This window comes from Stenotrophomonas sp. HITSZ_GD (assembly GCF_029543105.1).
Classification (GTDB): Bacteria; Pseudomonadota; Gammaproteobacteria; order Xanthomonadales; family Xanthomonadaceae; genus Stenotrophomonas_A.
Map to the genome: position 1 here is coordinate 68,720 of NZ_JARQXB010000005.1, position 16,479 is coordinate 85,198.

Annotated in this window: 16 protein-coding genes; 4 read left to right on the forward strand and 12 right to left on the reverse strand. The window is 69.6% G+C overall.

Going from position 1 to position 16,479, the window contains the following annotated elements; translation table 11 throughout:
* Window positions 1-1,134 (reverse strand): DUF3667 domain-containing protein, encoded by a 1,134-nt coding sequence (locus P6166_RS07055; protein ID WP_277763769.1) that lies wholly within the window; start codon window positions 1,132-1,134, stop codon window positions 1-3.
* A 116-nt stretch (window positions 1,135-1,250) separates the two neighbouring features.
* Between P6166_RS07055 and P6166_RS07060 the strand changes: the two genes are divergently transcribed.
* Together P6166_RS07060 and sppA are read left to right on the forward strand one after the other, a co-directional pair.
* Complete coding sequence (locus P6166_RS07060) at window positions 1,251-2,612, forward strand: MATE family efflux transporter (RefSeq protein ID WP_277763770.1); 1,362 nt, start codon at window positions 1,251-1,253, stop codon at window positions 2,610-2,612.
* Between the two features lie 81 nt (window positions 2,613-2,693).
* A complete protein-coding gene (gene sppA, locus P6166_RS07065; RefSeq protein ID WP_277763771.1) occupies window positions 2,694-4,595 on the forward strand; it encodes a signal peptide peptidase SppA in 1,902 nt (633 codons plus the stop codon).
* Window positions 4,596-4,680: 85 nt separating this feature from the next.
* Here the strand turns inward: sppA and P6166_RS07070 are convergent, their stop codons facing one another.
* The gene (locus P6166_RS07070) at window positions 4,681-4,899 is read right to left on the reverse strand and encodes a hypothetical protein (RefSeq protein WP_277763772.1); all 219 of its coding nucleotides are present in this window, start codon (window positions 4,897-4,899) and stop codon (window positions 4,681-4,683) included.
* Between the two features lie 83 nt (window positions 4,900-4,982).
* Here P6166_RS07070 and P6166_RS07075 point away from each other — a divergent pair, with 83 nt between their 5' ends.
* Complete coding sequence (locus tag P6166_RS07075) at window positions 4,983-5,759, forward strand: SDR family oxidoreductase (RefSeq protein WP_277763773.1); 777 nt, start codon at window positions 4,983-4,985, stop codon at window positions 5,757-5,759.
* On the opposite strand, the gene P6166_RS07080 is transcribed toward P6166_RS07075, so the two are convergent.
* The 10 genes from P6166_RS07080 to P6166_RS07125 form a co-directional block, all read right to left on the reverse strand.
* On the reverse strand, window positions 5,747-6,382 hold the full coding sequence (locus P6166_RS07080) for a DUF4124 domain-containing protein (protein WP_277763774.1): 636 nt from the start codon (window positions 6,380-6,382) through the stop codon (window positions 5,747-5,749). The genes P6166_RS07075 and P6166_RS07080 overlap by 13 nt on opposite strands.
* Window positions 6,379-7,059: a DUF4124 domain-containing protein gene (locus tag P6166_RS07085; protein ID WP_277763775.1), complete on the reverse strand. Its 681-nt coding sequence runs from the start codon at window positions 7,057-7,059 to the stop codon at window positions 6,379-6,381. Before P6166_RS07085 ends, P6166_RS07080 begins: the two co-directional genes overlap by 4 nt.
* A 5-nt stretch (window positions 7,060-7,064) precedes the next feature.
* Window positions 7,065-7,664, reverse strand: a complete 600-nt coding sequence (locus P6166_RS07090) for a DUF1579 domain-containing protein (protein WP_277763776.1) — start codon at window positions 7,662-7,664, stop codon at window positions 7,065-7,067.
* A 433-nt stretch (window positions 7,665-8,097) separates the two neighbouring features.
* On the reverse strand, window positions 8,098-8,658 hold the full coding sequence (locus tag P6166_RS07095; RefSeq protein ID WP_277763777.1) for a Sua5/YciO/YrdC/YwlC family protein: 561 nt from the start codon (window positions 8,656-8,658) through the stop codon (window positions 8,098-8,100).
* 40 nt (window positions 8,659-8,698) lie between these two features.
* Window positions 8,699-11,182 carry a DNA topoisomerase I gene (locus P6166_RS07100; RefSeq protein WP_277763778.1) on the reverse strand — a complete coding sequence of 828 codons (2,484 nt, stop codon included), beginning with the start codon at window positions 11,180-11,182 and terminating at the stop codon, window positions 8,699-8,701.
* A gap of 175 nt (window positions 11,183-11,357) precedes the next feature.
* Window positions 11,358-12,173, reverse strand: a complete 816-nt coding sequence (locus P6166_RS07105) for an RDD family protein (RefSeq protein ID WP_277763903.1) — start codon at window positions 12,171-12,173, stop codon at window positions 11,358-11,360.
* 34 nt (window positions 12,174-12,207) lie between these two features.
* Window positions 12,208-12,921 (reverse strand): pilin, encoded by a 714-nt coding sequence (locus P6166_RS07110; RefSeq protein WP_277763779.1) that lies wholly within the window; start codon window positions 12,919-12,921, stop codon window positions 12,208-12,210.
* A 37-nt stretch (window positions 12,922-12,958) separates the two neighbouring features.
* Entirely contained in the window at window positions 12,959-13,432 is a 474-nt protein-coding gene (locus tag P6166_RS07115) for a DUF494 family protein (RefSeq protein ID WP_277763780.1), read from the reverse strand.
* Window positions 13,433-13,475: 43 nt separating this feature from the next.
* On the reverse strand, window positions 13,476-14,627 hold the full coding sequence (gene dprA, locus P6166_RS07120; RefSeq protein ID WP_277763781.1) for a DNA-processing protein DprA: 1,152 nt from the start codon (window positions 14,625-14,627) through the stop codon (window positions 13,476-13,478).
* 71 nt (window positions 14,628-14,698) lie between these two features.
* Window positions 14,699-15,823: a LysM peptidoglycan-binding domain-containing protein gene (locus P6166_RS07125; protein WP_277763782.1), complete on the reverse strand. Its 1,125-nt coding sequence runs from the start codon at window positions 15,821-15,823 to the stop codon at window positions 14,699-14,701.
* 131 nt (window positions 15,824-15,954) lie between these two features.
* On the opposite strand from P6166_RS07125, the gene def reads away from it, so the two are divergent.
* A complete protein-coding gene (def, locus tag P6166_RS07130) occupies window positions 15,955-16,467 on the forward strand; it encodes a peptide deformylase (RefSeq protein WP_130317256.1) in 513 nt (170 codons plus the stop codon).
* Window positions 16,468-16,479: the final 12 nt, after the last annotated feature.

The window sequence follows — 16,479 nt, forward strand, 5'->3', positions numbered from 1 at the left end:
TCAGATCCGCGCGATGCTCGCCACCGCCAGCAGCGTGGCGGCGAGGATCACCACGGTGAAGTAGATCCCGCCGATCACGCAGTACTTCACGCCGGTGAGCAGCCAGAACTGTCGGTACACGCGCTGCTGCATGATCAGCAGGTAGACCGGCATCCACAGCACCAGCGCGAATTGCAGCAGGCCGATGATCGCGCCCGTCCACGCGCTCCACGACGCCAGCGCGGTGCCCAGCAGGCTCAGCAGCAGCACCACCAGCAGGTCCAGCAGCAGGAAGGCGTGGCTGTACAGCGCCACCACCAGGTGCTCCAGGTAGCCGCGCCCGGCGAACAGGTAGAACACCTTCAGCAGCAGCGCGAACAGCGGCACGAGCACGAACAGCGTGGAGGGCACCGCGGCGAAGAAGGCGTTGACCGCGCGCTGCGGGTCTTCCTGCAGGCGGGGCACGTTGTCGTTGATGCGCTTGATCTTCTCGTCGACCCAGCGGTTGGCGAAGCCCGGCATCGGGCTCTCGAACGGGGTGGACTGGCCCAGATCCTCGTCGGCATCGCTGGCGGCGAACTGCGCTTCCGGTGCCACGGTCGCCGGCGCGCCCAGCGCCTTGAGCCGGCGCTGCGCCTGCTTGTCGATGTTGGCGATGCCCGCATCGAAGCCCGCGCGCGCGCCGGGGATATGCGCCGGCATCTGCGCGCGGCCTTCCTTCATCGCATCGATCAGCTTGCGGCGCAGCAGCTCCACTTCCTCCGGCGTGGTGGCCTGATCGAAGTTGCCGCGCAGCTGCGCGGTGGCCTGGCTGCGGGCATCGTCCTGCTGGCCGCCGGCGTCGATGTGCACGGCGAGCTTGGCCACGAAGAACGTCAGCAGGCTCAGCACCACGAACAGGCGCAGCGGCGGGATGTAGCGCACGCGCTTGCCTTCCAGGTAGGCGTTGGCCAGGCGCCCGGGCACGAGCAGGTCGCGCAGCGTACGGAAGATGCGCCCGTCCAGGTGCCAGAAAGATTCGAACACTTCCTCCACCGCGTGCGCGAAGCTGCGCACCGGGTTGTGGGCGCTCTGCCCGCAGGCGTGGCAGTAATGGCCCTGGAGCGCCGTCTGGCAGTTCTCACAGGCGGTGGGGACTGCGTGCGGTGCGCTCATCGTGGGGCGGGCCGTCATGGGCGGGCAAGGGAGGCGCGGGTAAGATAGCCGCCCGCACTACCCGGTGCCAGACGCCTGTCCCCCGGCGCGACCGCAGTAGCTGGCTCTCCTGTCCCATGTCCGTCTCCGTCACGCCGCCGCGCTTCCTGGCCGAAGTGCGCGCCACCTTCCTGCTCGCCCTGCCGCTGGTGCTGGGGCACGTGTCCACCGGCCTGATCGGCTTCGTCGACAACGTCATCGCCGGCCACCACCACACCGACACCCTGGCCGCGGTCACCATCGGCACCGCGCTGCTGTGGCTGCCGATGCTGATCCCCATCGGCACGTTGATCTCGCTCACCGCCTCGGTCTCGCAGCTGCACGGCGCCGGCCGCGATGGCGAGATCGGCCCGCTGTTCCGCCAGGCGCTGTGGCTGGCGCTGGGGCTGGGGCTGGTGATGTTCGCTTTCCTGAGCGCGGTACCGCCCCTGCTGCCCACCTTCGGCATTGCCCCGGACATCGTTCCCGGCGCCACCGCCTTCCTGCACGCGGTGCGCTGGGGCGGCCCGGCGCTGACGCTGTTCTTCTGCATGCGCTACCTCAGCGAGGGCATGCACTGGACGCTGCCGACCATGCTGCTCGGCTTCGGCGGCCTGCTGGTGCTGGCCCCGCTGGGCTACGTGCTGACCTACGGCAAGCTCGGTTTTTCCGAACATGGCGCCGAAGGGCTGGGCATCGCCTCGGCGACGATGATGTGGCTGCAGGCCGCAGCCTTCGCGCTCTACCTGTGGCGCGCCAAGCGCTTCGCCCACCTGCAGCTGTTCGCGCACCTGGAAGGCCCGCGCCCGCGCGCCATCGGCGACCTGCTGCGCACCGGCCTGCCGATCGGCATCACGGTGCTGATGGAGGGCGGGCTGTTCATCGTCACCGCGCTGCTGATCGGCCGGCTCGGCGCCACCGAGGCGGCCGCGCACCAGATCGCCATCAACGTCTCCCAGCTGTGCTTCATGATTCCCATGGGCGTGGCCGAGGCGACGACCGTGCGCGTGGGTTACGCGGTCGGCCGGGGCGATGCGCTGGGCCTGCGCCGCGCCGCGTGGGCCGGCTATGCCATCGTGCTGGGCACGCAGACGCTCTCGGCCAGCACGCTGCTGCTGGGCCACGATGCCATCGTGGGCGTCTATACCAACGACGTGGCGGTCGCCGCGCTGGCGTCCACGTTGCTGCTGTTCGCGGCCACCTTCCAGTTCCCGGACGGCATCCAGGTGCTGTCGGCCGGCGCGCTGCGCGGGCTCAAGGACACCCGCGTGCCGATGTTCCTGGCGATGTTCGCCTACTGGGGCCTGGGCATGCCGCTGGGCGCCGGGCTTGGCCTGGGGCTGGGCTGGGGGCCGCAGGGCATGTGGATCGGCCTGATCATCGGCCTGACCGCCGCGGCCGTGCTGATGGGCCTGCGCTTCCGCGCCAGCAGCCGGCGACCGTTGCCTACGTCACCCTGACTTTTTGCGCATGCCCGGCCACGGACCAGCAGGTATGCTGGTCACCGTGGCAAAAGGTGCTTGCCTTCCTCGGAGCTTTCCATGAACCAACCTGTGCGTCGCGGCCCCATCGCCAGCTTCTTTGTCGGGCTGTGGGACGTGATGAACTTCACCCGCCGGTTGATCCTCAACTTGGTGTTCTTCGGCCTGCTGTTCCTGTTCGTGATGATCTTCGTCGCGGTGTCGATGCGCGGCAGCGGGGTCAAGCCGCTGATGGACCGCACCACGCTGGTGATCGCGCCGGAAGGCAAGCTCGTGGAGCAGTTCAGCGCCGATCCGGTCAGCCGCGCGCTGACCCGCGCGGTGGGCGACAAGAGCGCCGAGGAAATCCAGCTGCGCGACCTGGTGCGCGCGATCGACGCCGCCCGCCAGGACAAGCACATCGAGCGCGTGCTGCTGGACCTGGACAAGCTGCAGCCGGCCGGTTTCGCCTCCACCCGCGAAGTCGCCGCCGCGCTGGGCGAATTGCGCGCCTCGGGCAAGCAGGTCGTCGCCTTCGGCGAGAACCTGAGCCAGTGGCAGTACCTGATGGCCGCCCAGGCCAACGAGGTCTACCTGGACCCGATGGGCAGCCTGGTGCTCGAGGGCCTGGGCCGTTACCGGCAGTACTTCCGCACCGGCCTGCAGGACAAGCTGGGCGTGGACGTGCACCTGTTCCGCGTGGGCGAGTACAAGTCCGCCGCCGAGCCTTACATCCTCGACGCCGCCTCGGCCGACGCCAAGGAAGCGGACCTGTTCTGGATGACCGACGTGTGGCAGCGCTACCTGGCCGACATCGCCAGCGCGCGCAAGCTCACCGCGCAGCAGCTGGCCGCCGGCATCGACACGCTGCCCGAAGGCGTGGCGGCCGCCGGGGGCGACCTGGCCAAGTTCGCCCTGCAGCAGAAGCTGGTGGACGGGCTGAAGACGCGCGAGGAAGTGGACCGCCTGCTCACCGAGCGCGGCGTGGCCGACAAGGACGCCGATGCCGGCTTCCGCAACGTCGACCTGGACACCTATCTGGCGCAGTTGGACACGCGCCGCTCGCCGGTGGATTCGCGTCCGCAGGTGGCGGTGGTGGTGGCGGCCGGCGAGATCAGCGCGGGCGACCAGCCGGCCGGCCGCATCGGCGGCGAATCGACCGCGGCGCTGCTGCGCGCCGCGCGCGAGGACGAGGACGTCAAGGCGGTGGTGCTGCGCGTGGATTCGCCCGGCGGCGAGGTGTTCGCCTCCGAGCAGATCCGCCGCGAGGTGGTGGGCCTGCAGGCCGCCGGCAAGCCGGTGGTGGTCTCGATGGGCGACCTGGCTGCCTCCGGCGGTTATTGGATCAGCATGAATGCCGACCGCATCTATGCCGACCCGTCGACCATCAGCGGTTCCATTGGCATCTTCGGGCTGATCCCCAACCTCACCCGCACGCTGGACAAGATCGGCGTGCACACCGACGGCGTGGGCACCACCCGCTTCGCCGGTGCGTTCGACATCTCCAAGCCGATGGACCCGGCGGTGGGCCAGCTGATCCAATCGGTCATCAACAAGGGCTATGCCGATTTCACCGGCAAGGTCGCGCAGGCACGCAAGCAGCCGGTGGAGGCGATCGACAAGATCGCCCGTGGCCGCGTGTGGAGCGGCGCGCAGGCGAAGGAGCGCGGGCTGGTGGACGAGCTGGGCGGAATGAAGGCGGCCATCGCCGATGCCGCCTCGCGCGCCAAGCTGGGCAAGGACAAGTTCCGCGTGCGCTACATCGAGAAGCAGGCCACGCCGTTCGCGCAGTTCGTGAGTGGCTTTGCCGGCAGCCGCGCCGGTGCGTGGGCGCTGGGCGAATCCGGCCTGGGCCGGGCGATGCTGGCGCGCACGCTGCCGGAGGTCGACACGCAGCTGCGTTTCGCCGAGGACGCGGTGCAGCAGGCCAAGGCCGGCGGGCCGCCGGTCAAGGCGCTGGCGTACTGCTTCTGCGGCCTGTAAGCGCGCAGGTGGCATGACGAAAACGCCGGCCTTCGGGCCGGCGTTCTTGTTCGCGGCATTCGCCGCGCGGCACGCGCGCGGGTGCCTACTGCGTCGCCGCGTCGATATCGGCCTCCTGCTGGGCCGCGGCCGCATCGGCCGTGGCCTGCACGCCCTTGGCCTTGTCCAGCGGCGCGTTCACCGCATCGCGCAGCGCGGTGGCCTGCGGCTCGGGTCGTTGTTCGGTCGGCGCCGGTGGCGGGCGCGAGCAGGCGCCGAGCAGGGCGACGGCCAGGCAGGGGACAAGCAGCTTGCGTGGCTTCATGGTCATGGCCTCCCGGGAGCGTGGGGGTATCCTAACCCCGTAGACGGCGCGCATCCGCGCACCACATCGCAGGGGAGACACGCGTGGCAGAGCAACGTTGGCGACTGGATGGGCAGACCGCGCTGATCACCGGCGCCAGCGCCGGCATCGGGCTGGCCATCACCCGCGAACTGCTCGGCCTCGGGGCCGACGTGCTGATGGTGGCGCGCGATGCCGACATGCTCGAGCAGGTGCGCGACGAACTGCAGGACGAGTTTCCCGCGCGCGCGCTGCACGGGCTGTCGGCCGATGTCAGCGACGAGGAGGACCGCCGCGCGGTGCTGGACTGGGTCGAGGACCACGTCGACGGCCTGCACCTGCTCATCAACAACGCCGGCGGCAACGTCACCCGCGCGGCGGTGGACTACACCGAGGACGAGTGGCGAGGCATCTTCGAGACCAACCTCTACTCGGCGTTCGAGCTCTCGCGCTACGCGCATCCGCTGCTGACCCGGCATGCGAACTCGGCGATCGTCAACGTCGGCAGCGTCTCCGGCCTGACCCATGTGCGCAGCGGCGCGCCCTACGGCATGAGCAAGGCGGCCATGCACCAGATGACCCGCAACCTCGCCGCCGAGTGGGCCGAGGATGGCGTGCGCGTCAACGCGGTAGCGCCGTGGTACATCCGCACGCGGCGCACGTCCGGGCCATTGTCCGACCCCGATTACTACGAGCAGGTGCTGGAACGCACGCCCATGCGCCGCATCGGCGAGCCGGAGGAGGTGGCCGCCGCGGTGGCGTTCCTGTGCCTGCCGGCCTCGAGCTACATCACCGGCGAATGCATCGCCGTGGATGGCGGTTTCCTGCGCTACGGGTTCTGATTCGCCGTTGCCGGGGCGGCGCCATCGGCGCAACGGCTGGCGGCGACGAGTTCGCGCACGCGTGCATATTCCTGCTGCAGCAGGGCCGCGTGTTCGGGCGTGGCGAAGCGCCAGTGCGTTTCGGCTTCCTCCACGCGTTGCTGCCAGGCGGTGCACAGCTGGTCATCGGCGACGGGCTCGCAGGTGTCCTTCACCACTTCGCAGGCCTCGCCCGCGCCGGTGCGCGGGTTGCCATCCAGCCCGGTGACCTGCAGCGGCACGCAGTAGCTGGCATTGGACAGGTCCTGGGTGAGGTAGCGGGTGTCGTCGCGACGTTTGCAGGCATAGAGCGCCGGCGGCGCCGGCTTCTCGACCACCGGGGGTGGGGGTGTCGAAGGCGGGGGTTCGGCCTTCGCCTCCGGCGGCGCCTGCGGGATCGGCGGCGGGGCGACCGGCGAGGGCGGCGGCGGCAGGGGCGCGGCCGCGGGGGTTTGCATCGTGCGCTTCTCCTGCCGGGTGCCTTTCGGACACGGCTGGTTCTGCACCGCGAGCTGGCCCTGGGCATCGGTGCAGCGATAGATCACGATCTGCTGCGCGGCGGCCGGCCACGCCAGCGCGAGCAGGCACGCCAGCAGCCATTTCATGTGCCGCCGCAATCCTGTTCCAGGCGCGCGTCGATGCCACGCTGTTCGCGCGTGAGCTGTTCGCGCTCGCTCTGCAGGGCGCTGTTGTAGCGGCGGATGATGTCCCAGCGGCGATCGCTCAGGCGCGAACACACCTCGCGTTGCGGCAGGGCGTGGCACTCGTCGCGGATCTGCACGCTGCCATAGGGCACGATCACCGCGCCGCCCGGGCGAGGCCCTGGCGGTGGTGGGCGGTGGCCGCCGTCGGGCGGGCCGCCCTGCGGCGGGCGCGGGCCCGGTGGCCGTGGGCGCCCGCCGGCGTAGGCGTAGGTCCACGTCGGCACCCAGCGGGGGTTACCGTCTGGCGTATCGCTGGTGTAGCGCTGGCCGTCCTCGGTGATGCATTCGTACATGGGCTGCGGCGCGGGCGTCTGGATGATGCGTATCTCGCGCGGGGCTTGCTGCGAAGGCGCGGCGGCCGCGGGCACGTCGTCCGTGCTGATCCGGCGTGGCGGGGGATCCTGCGGGCGCTGCATGTCGATGACCTGCTGCTGGCCCTTCGTGCACGGCGCGTCCTGCAGCGCGATGGCGCCGTTGCTGCCCACGCAGCGGTAGATGCGCACGTTCGGCGCGGTGTCGGCCGCGCCGGCGGGCGCGGCCAAGCCGACCGAGAGGAACAGGGTCAGCAGGGGCTTCATCGACGTCAGCGCTCCCTCGTGTACTCCACCCGAAGTATGCGTACTTCGCGGCCGTCGTGCTGGTCGAACATTTCCTGCACGAGGTGGTCGGCGTCCACGACCTGCAGGGTCTCGCGCATGGTCGCCTGCTTGCCGGGGTGCATCGGGTCGCTCATGACGTCGCGCAGGGTGTAGGTGCGCGTGGCGGGGTCGTACCGGCCTTCGCCGACCACGATGCCGGTCACCGTGCTGTCCGTCCACGTACCCACGTAGTGGCCGGCGACGTTGTCGTAGCCCATCAGGCCGGTGCCTTCGAACGGTTGGCCTTGGAAGTCGCCCTTGAAGTCGAAGCGGATCTGGCGGCCGCCCAGGATGGGGGTGTGCACCGAGCGGCCGGCGGACAGGGCAGGCGGGGTCTTGTCGTCGATCCACATGCTCTGGCGGGTGGTCCAGGTGCCGGCCAGTTGCTCGGCCAGGCGCTGGTGTTCGGGGCCGAGGCGGGCGGCGCGCTCCCAGGCCTGCATCATGGCCTGCTGCTCAGGCGAAGGGGCCGGGGGCTCGGCGGCGCGGGTGGCTACGGTGAGGCTGGCAAGCAGGACGACGAACGTGGCGCGATGCACTTTCATGGCGGTCCTCCTGGGGGGCCCTGGGTGTGGGCCGGTTTTTTTGGGGATGCTACGCCTTGGTGTGGGGGGTTTTTGGCCTGGCGGCCGGCTTTTTTTTGTGGCTGCCTCGGGGTTGGTTTTTTGGCCTTCGATGTGGATCGGCTCGCGTTGGTCTTGCACGGCCTGCGGGGACGGGGCCCTTTCGGGACACGCCGTGAATCCATCCATGGAGGCTCGTAGGCGACATCCATGTCGCCTACGGTCCCGAAAGGGGCCCCGCCCCCGCAGACCCTTCAGGTCTCCATGATCGGAGGGCAACAGCTGAATCGGTGGATGCGCTCTGCAACGACGGTACGGCTTCAGCCGCGATGCGAAGTGCAAGAAGGAGATGGGGAGAGGGTAGGGTGGGAGGGTTGAGTGCGTCGGCGTCGCGTTGTGGGCGCGCCCCGAGACCTCAGTCCCTCAACACTTCACCCGTCATCGCCACGCGGATCTGGGTCGGCTGGGCCAATCCGCCCGTCTCGCCGTCCAGTACGCCGTCGATCGCCTGCAACAGGGCAGCGTCGAGTTCCTCGCGCTTGCGCGCAGGCGGATGCCCCGCCAGATTCGCGCTCGTCGAAACCAGTGGCGCCTGCCACGCCTGGCACAGGCGCGTCACCAGCGGGTGCGCGCTGATCCGCACGGCCAGGCTGGCGTGGTCGCCCGTCACCCAGGACGGGGCATGCTCGCTGGCGGGCAACACCCAGGTGTGCGGGCCCGGCCAGCTGCCCAGCACGTCGGCCAGGCGGTCGGCCGGCAAGGCGGCCAGGTCCAGCCAGGGACGCAGGGGTTCCAGGCTCGCCGCCACCACGATCACGCCCTTGGAGGCGGGGCGGCGCTTGAGTTCGAGCAGGCGCATCACCGCGCCACGTTGGCGGGGGTCGCAGCCCAGGCCCCATACGGCCTCGGTCGGATAGGCGATGACGCCCCCCTGCTGCAGCGTGGAGACGGCGCCTGCCAGCGAAAGCTCTTCCATCACGTTCCCTCGGCGGGTGGTGGGCAGCGTGGCCGCCCGGTCAACCGGCTTTCTTCACTACCGTCTTCTTGGCCGCCTTCTTGGCAGGGGCCTTCTTCGCCGCAGCCTTCTTCGTCGCCGCCTTCTTGGCGGGCGCCTTCTTGGCCGCCGCTTTCTTCGCCGGGGCCTTGGCCTTGGGCTCGGCCGCCTTCTTGGCGACCTTGCTGGCGGCCTTCTTCGCGCCGAAACCCTTGCGCACCGGCTTGCCGGTCTCTTCCATCAGCTTCTGCGCTTCTTCCAGCGTCAACGAGGCCGGCTCGCGATCCTTCGGGATCTTGCCGTTGAGCTTGCCATCGCTCAGGTACGGGCCGAAACGGCCGTTCAGCACCTGGATGTCGCTGCCGTCGAATTCCTTGATGATGCGGTTGCGCGCGATCTCTTCCTTCTCTTCGATCAGGAAGATGGCCCGCGCCAGGTCGATCGTGTACGGATCGTCTTCCTTCTTCAGCGAGGCATAGGTGCTGCCGCGGCGCGCGAACGGGCCAAAACGCCCGATGCCCACGCTCACCGGCTCGCCCTTGTCCTCGCCCAGCGCGCGCGGCATCAGGAACAGCTGCAGCGCGTCGTCCAGGCTGATGGAGTAGATGCTCTGGCCCGGGCGCAGAGAGGCGAACTTGGGCTTCTCCTCGTCCTCCACCGTGCCGATCTGCACCATCGGGCCGAACCGGCCGATGCGCGCACTCACTTCCTTTCCGCTTTCCGGGTCGGTGCCAAGCACGCGCACGCTGCCCGCGTCGGTCTTGTCCAGCGAGTCCTTCTTGTCCTCGACCAGTTCCTTGAACGGGCCCCAGAACTTCTCCATCAGCGGGATCCACTCCTCCTCGCCGCGCGAGACGGCGTCCAGCTCGTCCTCGAGCTTGGCGGTGAAGTCGTAGTCCACGTACTGGGTGAAATGGCCGGACAGGAACTTGGACACCGCGCGGCCGACGTCGGTCGGGCGGAAGCTGCGGCCTTCCATTTCCACGTACTTGCGGAACAGCAGGGTCTGGATGATCGAGGCATAGGTGGACGGACGGCCGATGCCGTACTCCTCCAGCGCCTTGACCAGCGCCGCTTCGGTGTAGCGCGGGGGCGGCTGGGTGAAGTGCTGCTCGGTGAGCACGCGCTCCAGCGGCACGCTGTCGCCCGGCTTCATCGCCGGCAGCTTGCGGCCTTCGTCGTCGTCCTCGGCGGTCTTGGTGTCCTTGCCTTCCTCGTAGACGGCCAGGAAGCCGGGGACCACCACGGTGGTGCCGCTGGCGCGGAACACGTGGTCGCTGCCGGCGGCCAGGTCCACGCTCACGGTGTTGAGCGTGGCGGGAATCATCTGGCAGGCCACGGCGCGCTTCCAGATCAGCTCGTACAGGCGGCGCTCGTCGTCGGACAGGTAGCGCGACACCTGCGCGGGCGTGCGCAGCGCCGAGGTGGGGCGCACGGCTTCGTGCGCTTCCTGCGCGTTCTTCGACTTGGTGGTGTAGGTGTTCGGCTTGTCCGGCAGCGAGGCGGTGCCGTAGTCGCGCGCGATGACGTCGCGGATCTCGGCCAGGGCATCCTGCGAGAGGTTCACCGAGTCGGTACGCATGTAGCTGATCAGGCCGACGGTGCCCTCGTCGCCGATCGCCACGCCTTCGTACAGTTTCTGCGCCACCTGCATCGTCTTGCGCGTGGTGAAGCCGAGCTTGCGCGAGGCTTCCTGCTGCAGCGTGGAGGTGGTGAACGGCGGGGCCGGGCGGCGCTTGCGCTCCTTGCTCGCCACGTCGGTGACGTGCAGGCGGCCCTGGGCGGCCTGCTGGATGCGCGCGCGCGCGGCTTCGGCGGTGTCGCCGTCGGTGATGGTGAACTGCTCGAACTTCTGGCCGTCCAGCTTGATCAGCCGCGCGTTGAAGCGCTGCGACGGATGCGCGCACTCGGCGTCGATGCTCCAGTATTCGCGCGCGATGAAGGCTTCGATCTCCTCCTCGCGCTCGACGATCATGCGCAGCGCCGGCGACTGCACGCGGCCGGCGGACAGGCCGCGCTGCACCTTGCGCCACAGCACCGGCGACAGGTTGAAGCCCACCAGGTAGTCCAGCGCGCGGCGCGCCTGCTGGGCATCGACCAGGTCGCCGGCGATGGCGCGCGGCTGCTGCATGGCTTCCTTGATGGCGCGCGGGGTGATCTCGGTGAAGACCACGCGCTGCATCGGCTTGTCCTTCAGCAGCCCGCGCTCTTTCAGGATCTCGGCAATGTGCCAGCTGATCGCCTCGCCCTCGCGGTCCGGGTCGGTCGCCAGGAAGATGTCGTCGGCCCCCTTCGCCGCCTTGGCGATCGCCTCCACGTGCTTCTCGTTCTTCTCGATGAGGTCGTAGCGCATCGCGAAGCCGTTGTCCGGGTCGACCGCGCCTTCCTTGGGGACGAGGTCGCGCACATGCCCATACGAGGCCAGGACGGTGAAGTCCTTGCCGAGGTATTTGTTGATCGTCTTGGCCTTGGCGGGCGATTCGACGATGAGCAGGTGCTTGGGCATGGTGGCGATGTCTGGGGCCGGGGAGCCCGGGGGCGGGTAGGGTGGCCTAATTGGCCGGTGGAGGGAAGCACGGGCCGCTTCCCAGACGGCAACGCCCGGGGCTCGGCCCCGGGCGTCCCGATAGTGGAATCACGCCGGGCACGGTCGTGTCAAGCCGGACCGGGCGCCAGGACGCTCAGTGCAGGGCCCCGGCCAGGGCCATCGCGGCGACCGCGGCCAGCGCCAGCAGGAGCAGCAGCAGGATCAGCCCGTAGATGGCCAGGATCACGATCGACACCACGTCCAGGCCGCGGGTTTGCCGCTGCGGCTCGTCAGTGAAGGCCCAACGGTCCACCACCAGGGTGTCGCAGATCAGGTCGTGCAGGGCCTGCTTGCGTTCGGTGAAGGCAGCGATCAGGAAGCCGATGTAAAGGGTGAAGTAGCTCAGGTAATAGGCAAAGCCGCGGCCCACGCTACGACCAAAGTTCAAGCGCTGGCCGTCGGGGCGCACCACCTTGATGCCCACCGCGAGCTTGCCCGGCGAGGCCATCAGCCGCGAGGCGTGGAAGCAGGCGAAATACAGGACGGTGGCGATGAGCACGAACAGTTGCACGCCCAACTGCGCGAAGAACATCCCGAACGGGTGGCCGGCTTCGGTGGCGAAACCGGCGGCGAAGATCATCGGCAGGGTGAACGGCAGCACGACCAGGGCCACGGCCAAGCCGTCGATGATGTTGGCCGCCGTGCGTCGCCAGAAGCCGGCGTAGACGATGTCGGCCGGCCCGACCGGCAGGGGCACCGCTCCGGCGGGGGTCTCCACTGCGGGTAGGTCGGCTTCGGCCAGCCCCAACTCGGCGGCCACGGCGGACAAGGGCAGCCAGCCGGCCAGGCCTTCGCGCCACACCAGCGAGGCCGGCGTGATGTCGGCGGCGGCGTAGCGGGCCAGCAGCGCCTCGGCCTCGACCGGTCCTTGCTGCATCCCGGCAGCATCGGCGTAGAACCACTGCGTCATCGCGTTCAACGTGTCCTTGTTGGCGGCCGCGGCTTCAGCCGCGGCACTCGTGGGGCAGGTACTTGTCGTCGATTTCCGAGCTGCAGTGCCACTGGCCCGACTCGGGGTCCAGGTCCAGCCACAGGGCCTTGCCGTCCAGCTTGGCTTGGCCCGGCACCGAGAACACCGCTTCCACGCCGCAATGGCCGTTGTCGAAGCGACCGATGCGCACGCTGCCGATCTGCAGCTGCGCATAGCTCTCCGGCGTACCGAAGTTGCCTTCGCCGTTCACCGGGCAGCGCTGCTCGGTGGCATGGAACTGCTCGACCTCGGCGCGCAGCGGCGCGACGTCGGCATAGCCGGCGCTGACCTTGGCGCGCAGCACGTACTCCTGGTAGGCCGGCACGGCAATGGCCGCCAGGATGCCGATCACCGCAAGGCTCAGCACGCCCACCACCGCCAGCACGATCGCGACGATCGCGCAGCCGGAAAGCCCCTTGCGCGGCGCGACCGGGGTAGGGGTGGGGGGAGCGGCGGCAGCGCCCGGTGCGGCGGCGCCGAAGGGCAGCGGCGGCGGATGGCCGTCGGCCGGGGCGGGCAGCGCGAGTTCGTCGGCGAAATCACTCAGCGGCCGCCATTGCGCCAGGCCTTCGCGCCACACCAGCGTATCCAGCCCGATGCGGCCGGAGCGATACAGCTCGACCAGGTTCTCGTCCGGCAGCGGGCCGATCCGCTGCCGGTTGCCTTCGGCGTAATACCACTCGCTCATCGCCCGCTTCCCCTGTGCTTCCGTTGCGTGGAAGCGGTCAGTGTACGGGCTCGGGCTCGTCCACGAACATCTGGGTTTCCATCCAGGCGTAGGCCGCTTCGGCGCCCGGCTGGTTGAACAGCACCATCAGGATGACCCACTTGAGGTCGTCCAGATCCAGCTCGTCCTGGTCCAGCGCCATGGCGCGGTCCAGGACCAGTTCGCGCTGGTCGGCATCCAGGATGCCGTGCTGTTCCAGGAACAGCAGGAAGCCGCGGCATTCGATATCGAGCTTGTCCAGCTCCGGGCCGTGATACACGCGCACCGGGCCGTCCACGCGCGGCTGCGCCACGCTGGGACGCTGGTCGGCGAGCGCGTCGAGCCAGTCGAAGGCCTTGCTGATTTCGGAGGGACTGAAGCCGGCCTGGATCAGGCCGTTCTGGAGCGAATCCCGGTCGCGGACGAGGTCGGCGTCCTCGCTGAAGTAGTGTTCGAACAGGTAAAGCAGTACGTCGAGAATGCTCTCTTTCATTGCCCCTCGGCCTGCGTCGCGAGACGCTGTGGAGGTGAAGAAACTAGGGGTAGCGCATGTAGCGGCCGTGACGGACCACCACCCTTCCTTCCAGTTCCATGGCCAGCAGCATGGAGGACAGCGCGGCGGCCGTCAATCCGGTGCGCTGAACCAATGAATCCATAGGGATGGGGTCGTGGCCCAGCGCCTGCCACAAGCGCTGGTAGTCGGGGTTGGCGGGCCGTGGGGGCGGGCCCGTATCGCGTCCGGGGCTCTCAATGGGGGCTGCGGAGAGGCCGCGCAAGGGGGCCAGATGGGCCGCCGCCAGCGGCCCGAGCACGGCCAGCACCTCCTCGGCGGACTCGACCAGCACGGCGCCATCGCGGATCAGCCGGTGGCAGCCGCGCGCCATCGGGTTGTGGATCGACCCGGGCACCGCGAAGACCTCGCGGCCCGCCTCCCCGGCCAGCCGCGCGGTGATTAGCGCGCCGGAGCGATGCGCGGCCTCCACCACCAGCGTGCCAAGCGTCAGCCCGGCGACGATGCGGTTGCGCGCCGGGAACTGGCCGGCGCGCGCGGCCGTGCCGGGCGGATATTCGCTCACCACCGCGCCCGCGCCGGCGATGCGTGCCTGCAAGGCGGCGTGGCGGGTGGGATAGGGCCTGTCGGGCCCGGTGCCCAGCACGGCGACGGTCAGGCCCTGCGCCTGCGCCAGCGCCGCTTCGTGGGCGGCCGCGTCGATGCCCGCCGCCAGCCCGCTCACCACCGCCAGCCCCGCCCGCGCGAGCAAGGCGGCGAACTCGCCGGCGTGGTCGCGCCCGCCCGCGGTGGGCCGGCGGCTCCCCACGATGGCCACGCCGGGATGCGCCAGCAGCGCCGGTTCGCCGTCCACGAACAAGGCCAGCGGCGGCTGGGGCGATTCGCGCAGCAGCGGCGGGTAGCGTGGGTCGTCCCAGCCGATCAGGTGGTGGCCCGGCGCCGCCAGCCAACGCCGCGCTTGTTGCAGGGCGTCGGGCGCGGGCCGTGCCAGTGCGGCGCGCTGGGCCTCGTCGCAGCCCGCCGCGAGCCAGGCCGCGGGACCGGCCGCGCGCGCGGCCGCGGCGCTTCGGTGCACGGCGATCAGGCGCTGGCGCGGCGCGATGGCGCCGCCGGCCAGCACCAGCGCCAGCCAGGCATCGTGTTCTTCCGCGCGAAGGGGCAGGGCATCGTCGATCATCCGCGCAGCGTGGCGCGCATGCGAAAACGGCGCCCTAGGGCGCCGTTTTCAGTGCGGATCGGGAAAGGCCGTTACTGCGCGTCGGGATGACGCACGTTGTAGCCCACCTTCACCGGCTTCACGCCTTCCATCACCAGCGCGTAGCTCACCTTGTCGAAGGTGCGGAACACCATCGCGTGGGCGGCGTATTCCTCCGGCACGCCGACGGTGCTGCTACCGCCGCCGAAGCCGTCGTCGGCGCGCGAGATGAGCGAGTGCTCGACGCGGTCGTTGACGCGGCGGCTGTTGCGCCACAGCGAGAAGACGGTGCCGTTGTCGATACCCTCGCGCGCGCCGCCGGAGATGGCGATCACGTCGCGCGGGCCGGCCGCGGTGAACGCGTCGGCGACGGCGAGCACGCGCAGTTCGGTCTCGGCGGCCTGCGGGGCCGGCGGATGCGGGATGAACTGCAGGTCGTACGGACGGGCTTCCAGCGGCATCAGGCGGTCGCCGGGCCGCACTTCGCGGCCGCTGTCCTGCAGCAGCAGCGAGGTGGCCTGGCCGGGGGCCGAGGCCAGGCGGGTCACGGTGCCGACGTTGACCTGCGCCATCTCGTAGCCGAGGAACTCGCGGCGGGTGCTCGGGGCGACGTAGGTCTTCCACAGGCTGCCGGAGCCGGCGAGGGTATCGCCGTTGGGCTGCAGGTCTTCGTTGTGGCGCGGCAGCGCGTAGCTCAGCGTCGGGCGGAACACCGCGTACTGCTGGCCGACCTGGGCGTTGTCCAGCTTCACCACGTAGGCCACCTGGCCGGCGCTGGCACGCAGGCGGCTGTCCTCCAGGCTCACCACGTAGGGCAGGCTCTTGAACTCGTCGGTGATGCGCAGGTTCTTCAGGAACGGCTCGATGTCCGCCAGCGGAATGGCGTTGATCGGCGCTTCCTGGCGCGGGCCCGGCTTGACGCCGACGCGGTCCAGGTAGGCCAGGCTCAGCACGTCGCCCGGGTAGATCAGGTGCGGGTTGTGCACCTGCGGGTTGGCCTGCCAGATCTCCGGCCACAGCCACGGCTTTTTCAGGAACTTGCCCGCGATATCCCACAGCGTGTCGCCCTTCTTGACGACATAGGTATCCGGGTGGTCGCCGGCCATTTCCACGGCAGCGGCGTAGGTCGCGACGGTCAGCATCGCCACGGCGACGACCGTACGAATTCGGTTGAACATGATTGCGCTCTGCCTGATTCCCCAACAGGTTCGCGCACTATAGTTCAGATACCGGGGCGAAGCGCAAGCGTTGGCGCTAGAATTGGGACGTCTTGCCGGATTGTTCCGGCGTCCCCACCTCGGGTATCGCCATGGCCCTACTCCCCATTCTTGAATTTCCCGACCCCCGGCTGCGCACCAAGGCCGCCCTGGTCGACGCCGCCGAGGTGACCACGCCCGGCTTCCAGACCCTGCTCGACGACATGTTCCAGACCATGTACGACGCGCCGGGCATCGGCCTGGCCGCCAGCCAGGTGGATGTCCACAAGCGCTTCATGGTCATCGACATCAGCGAGGAGAAGAATGCCCCGATGGTGTTCATCAACCCGCAGATCACCGCGCAGGACGGGGGCCAGGTCTACCAGGAGGGCTGCCTGTCCGTGCCGGGCATCTTCGCCGACGTGACCCGCGCCGACACCATCACCGTGCGCTTCCTGGACCGCCAGGGCCAGCCGCAGGAACTGACCACCGGCGGCCTGCTGGCGGTGTGCATCCAGCACGAGATGGACCACCTGGAAGGCAAGCTGTTCATCGACTACCTCTCGCCGCTCAAGCGCGAGATGGTGCGCAAGAAGCTGGCCAAGCAGCGCAAGCACGTCGCCTGACGCGCACCGGGG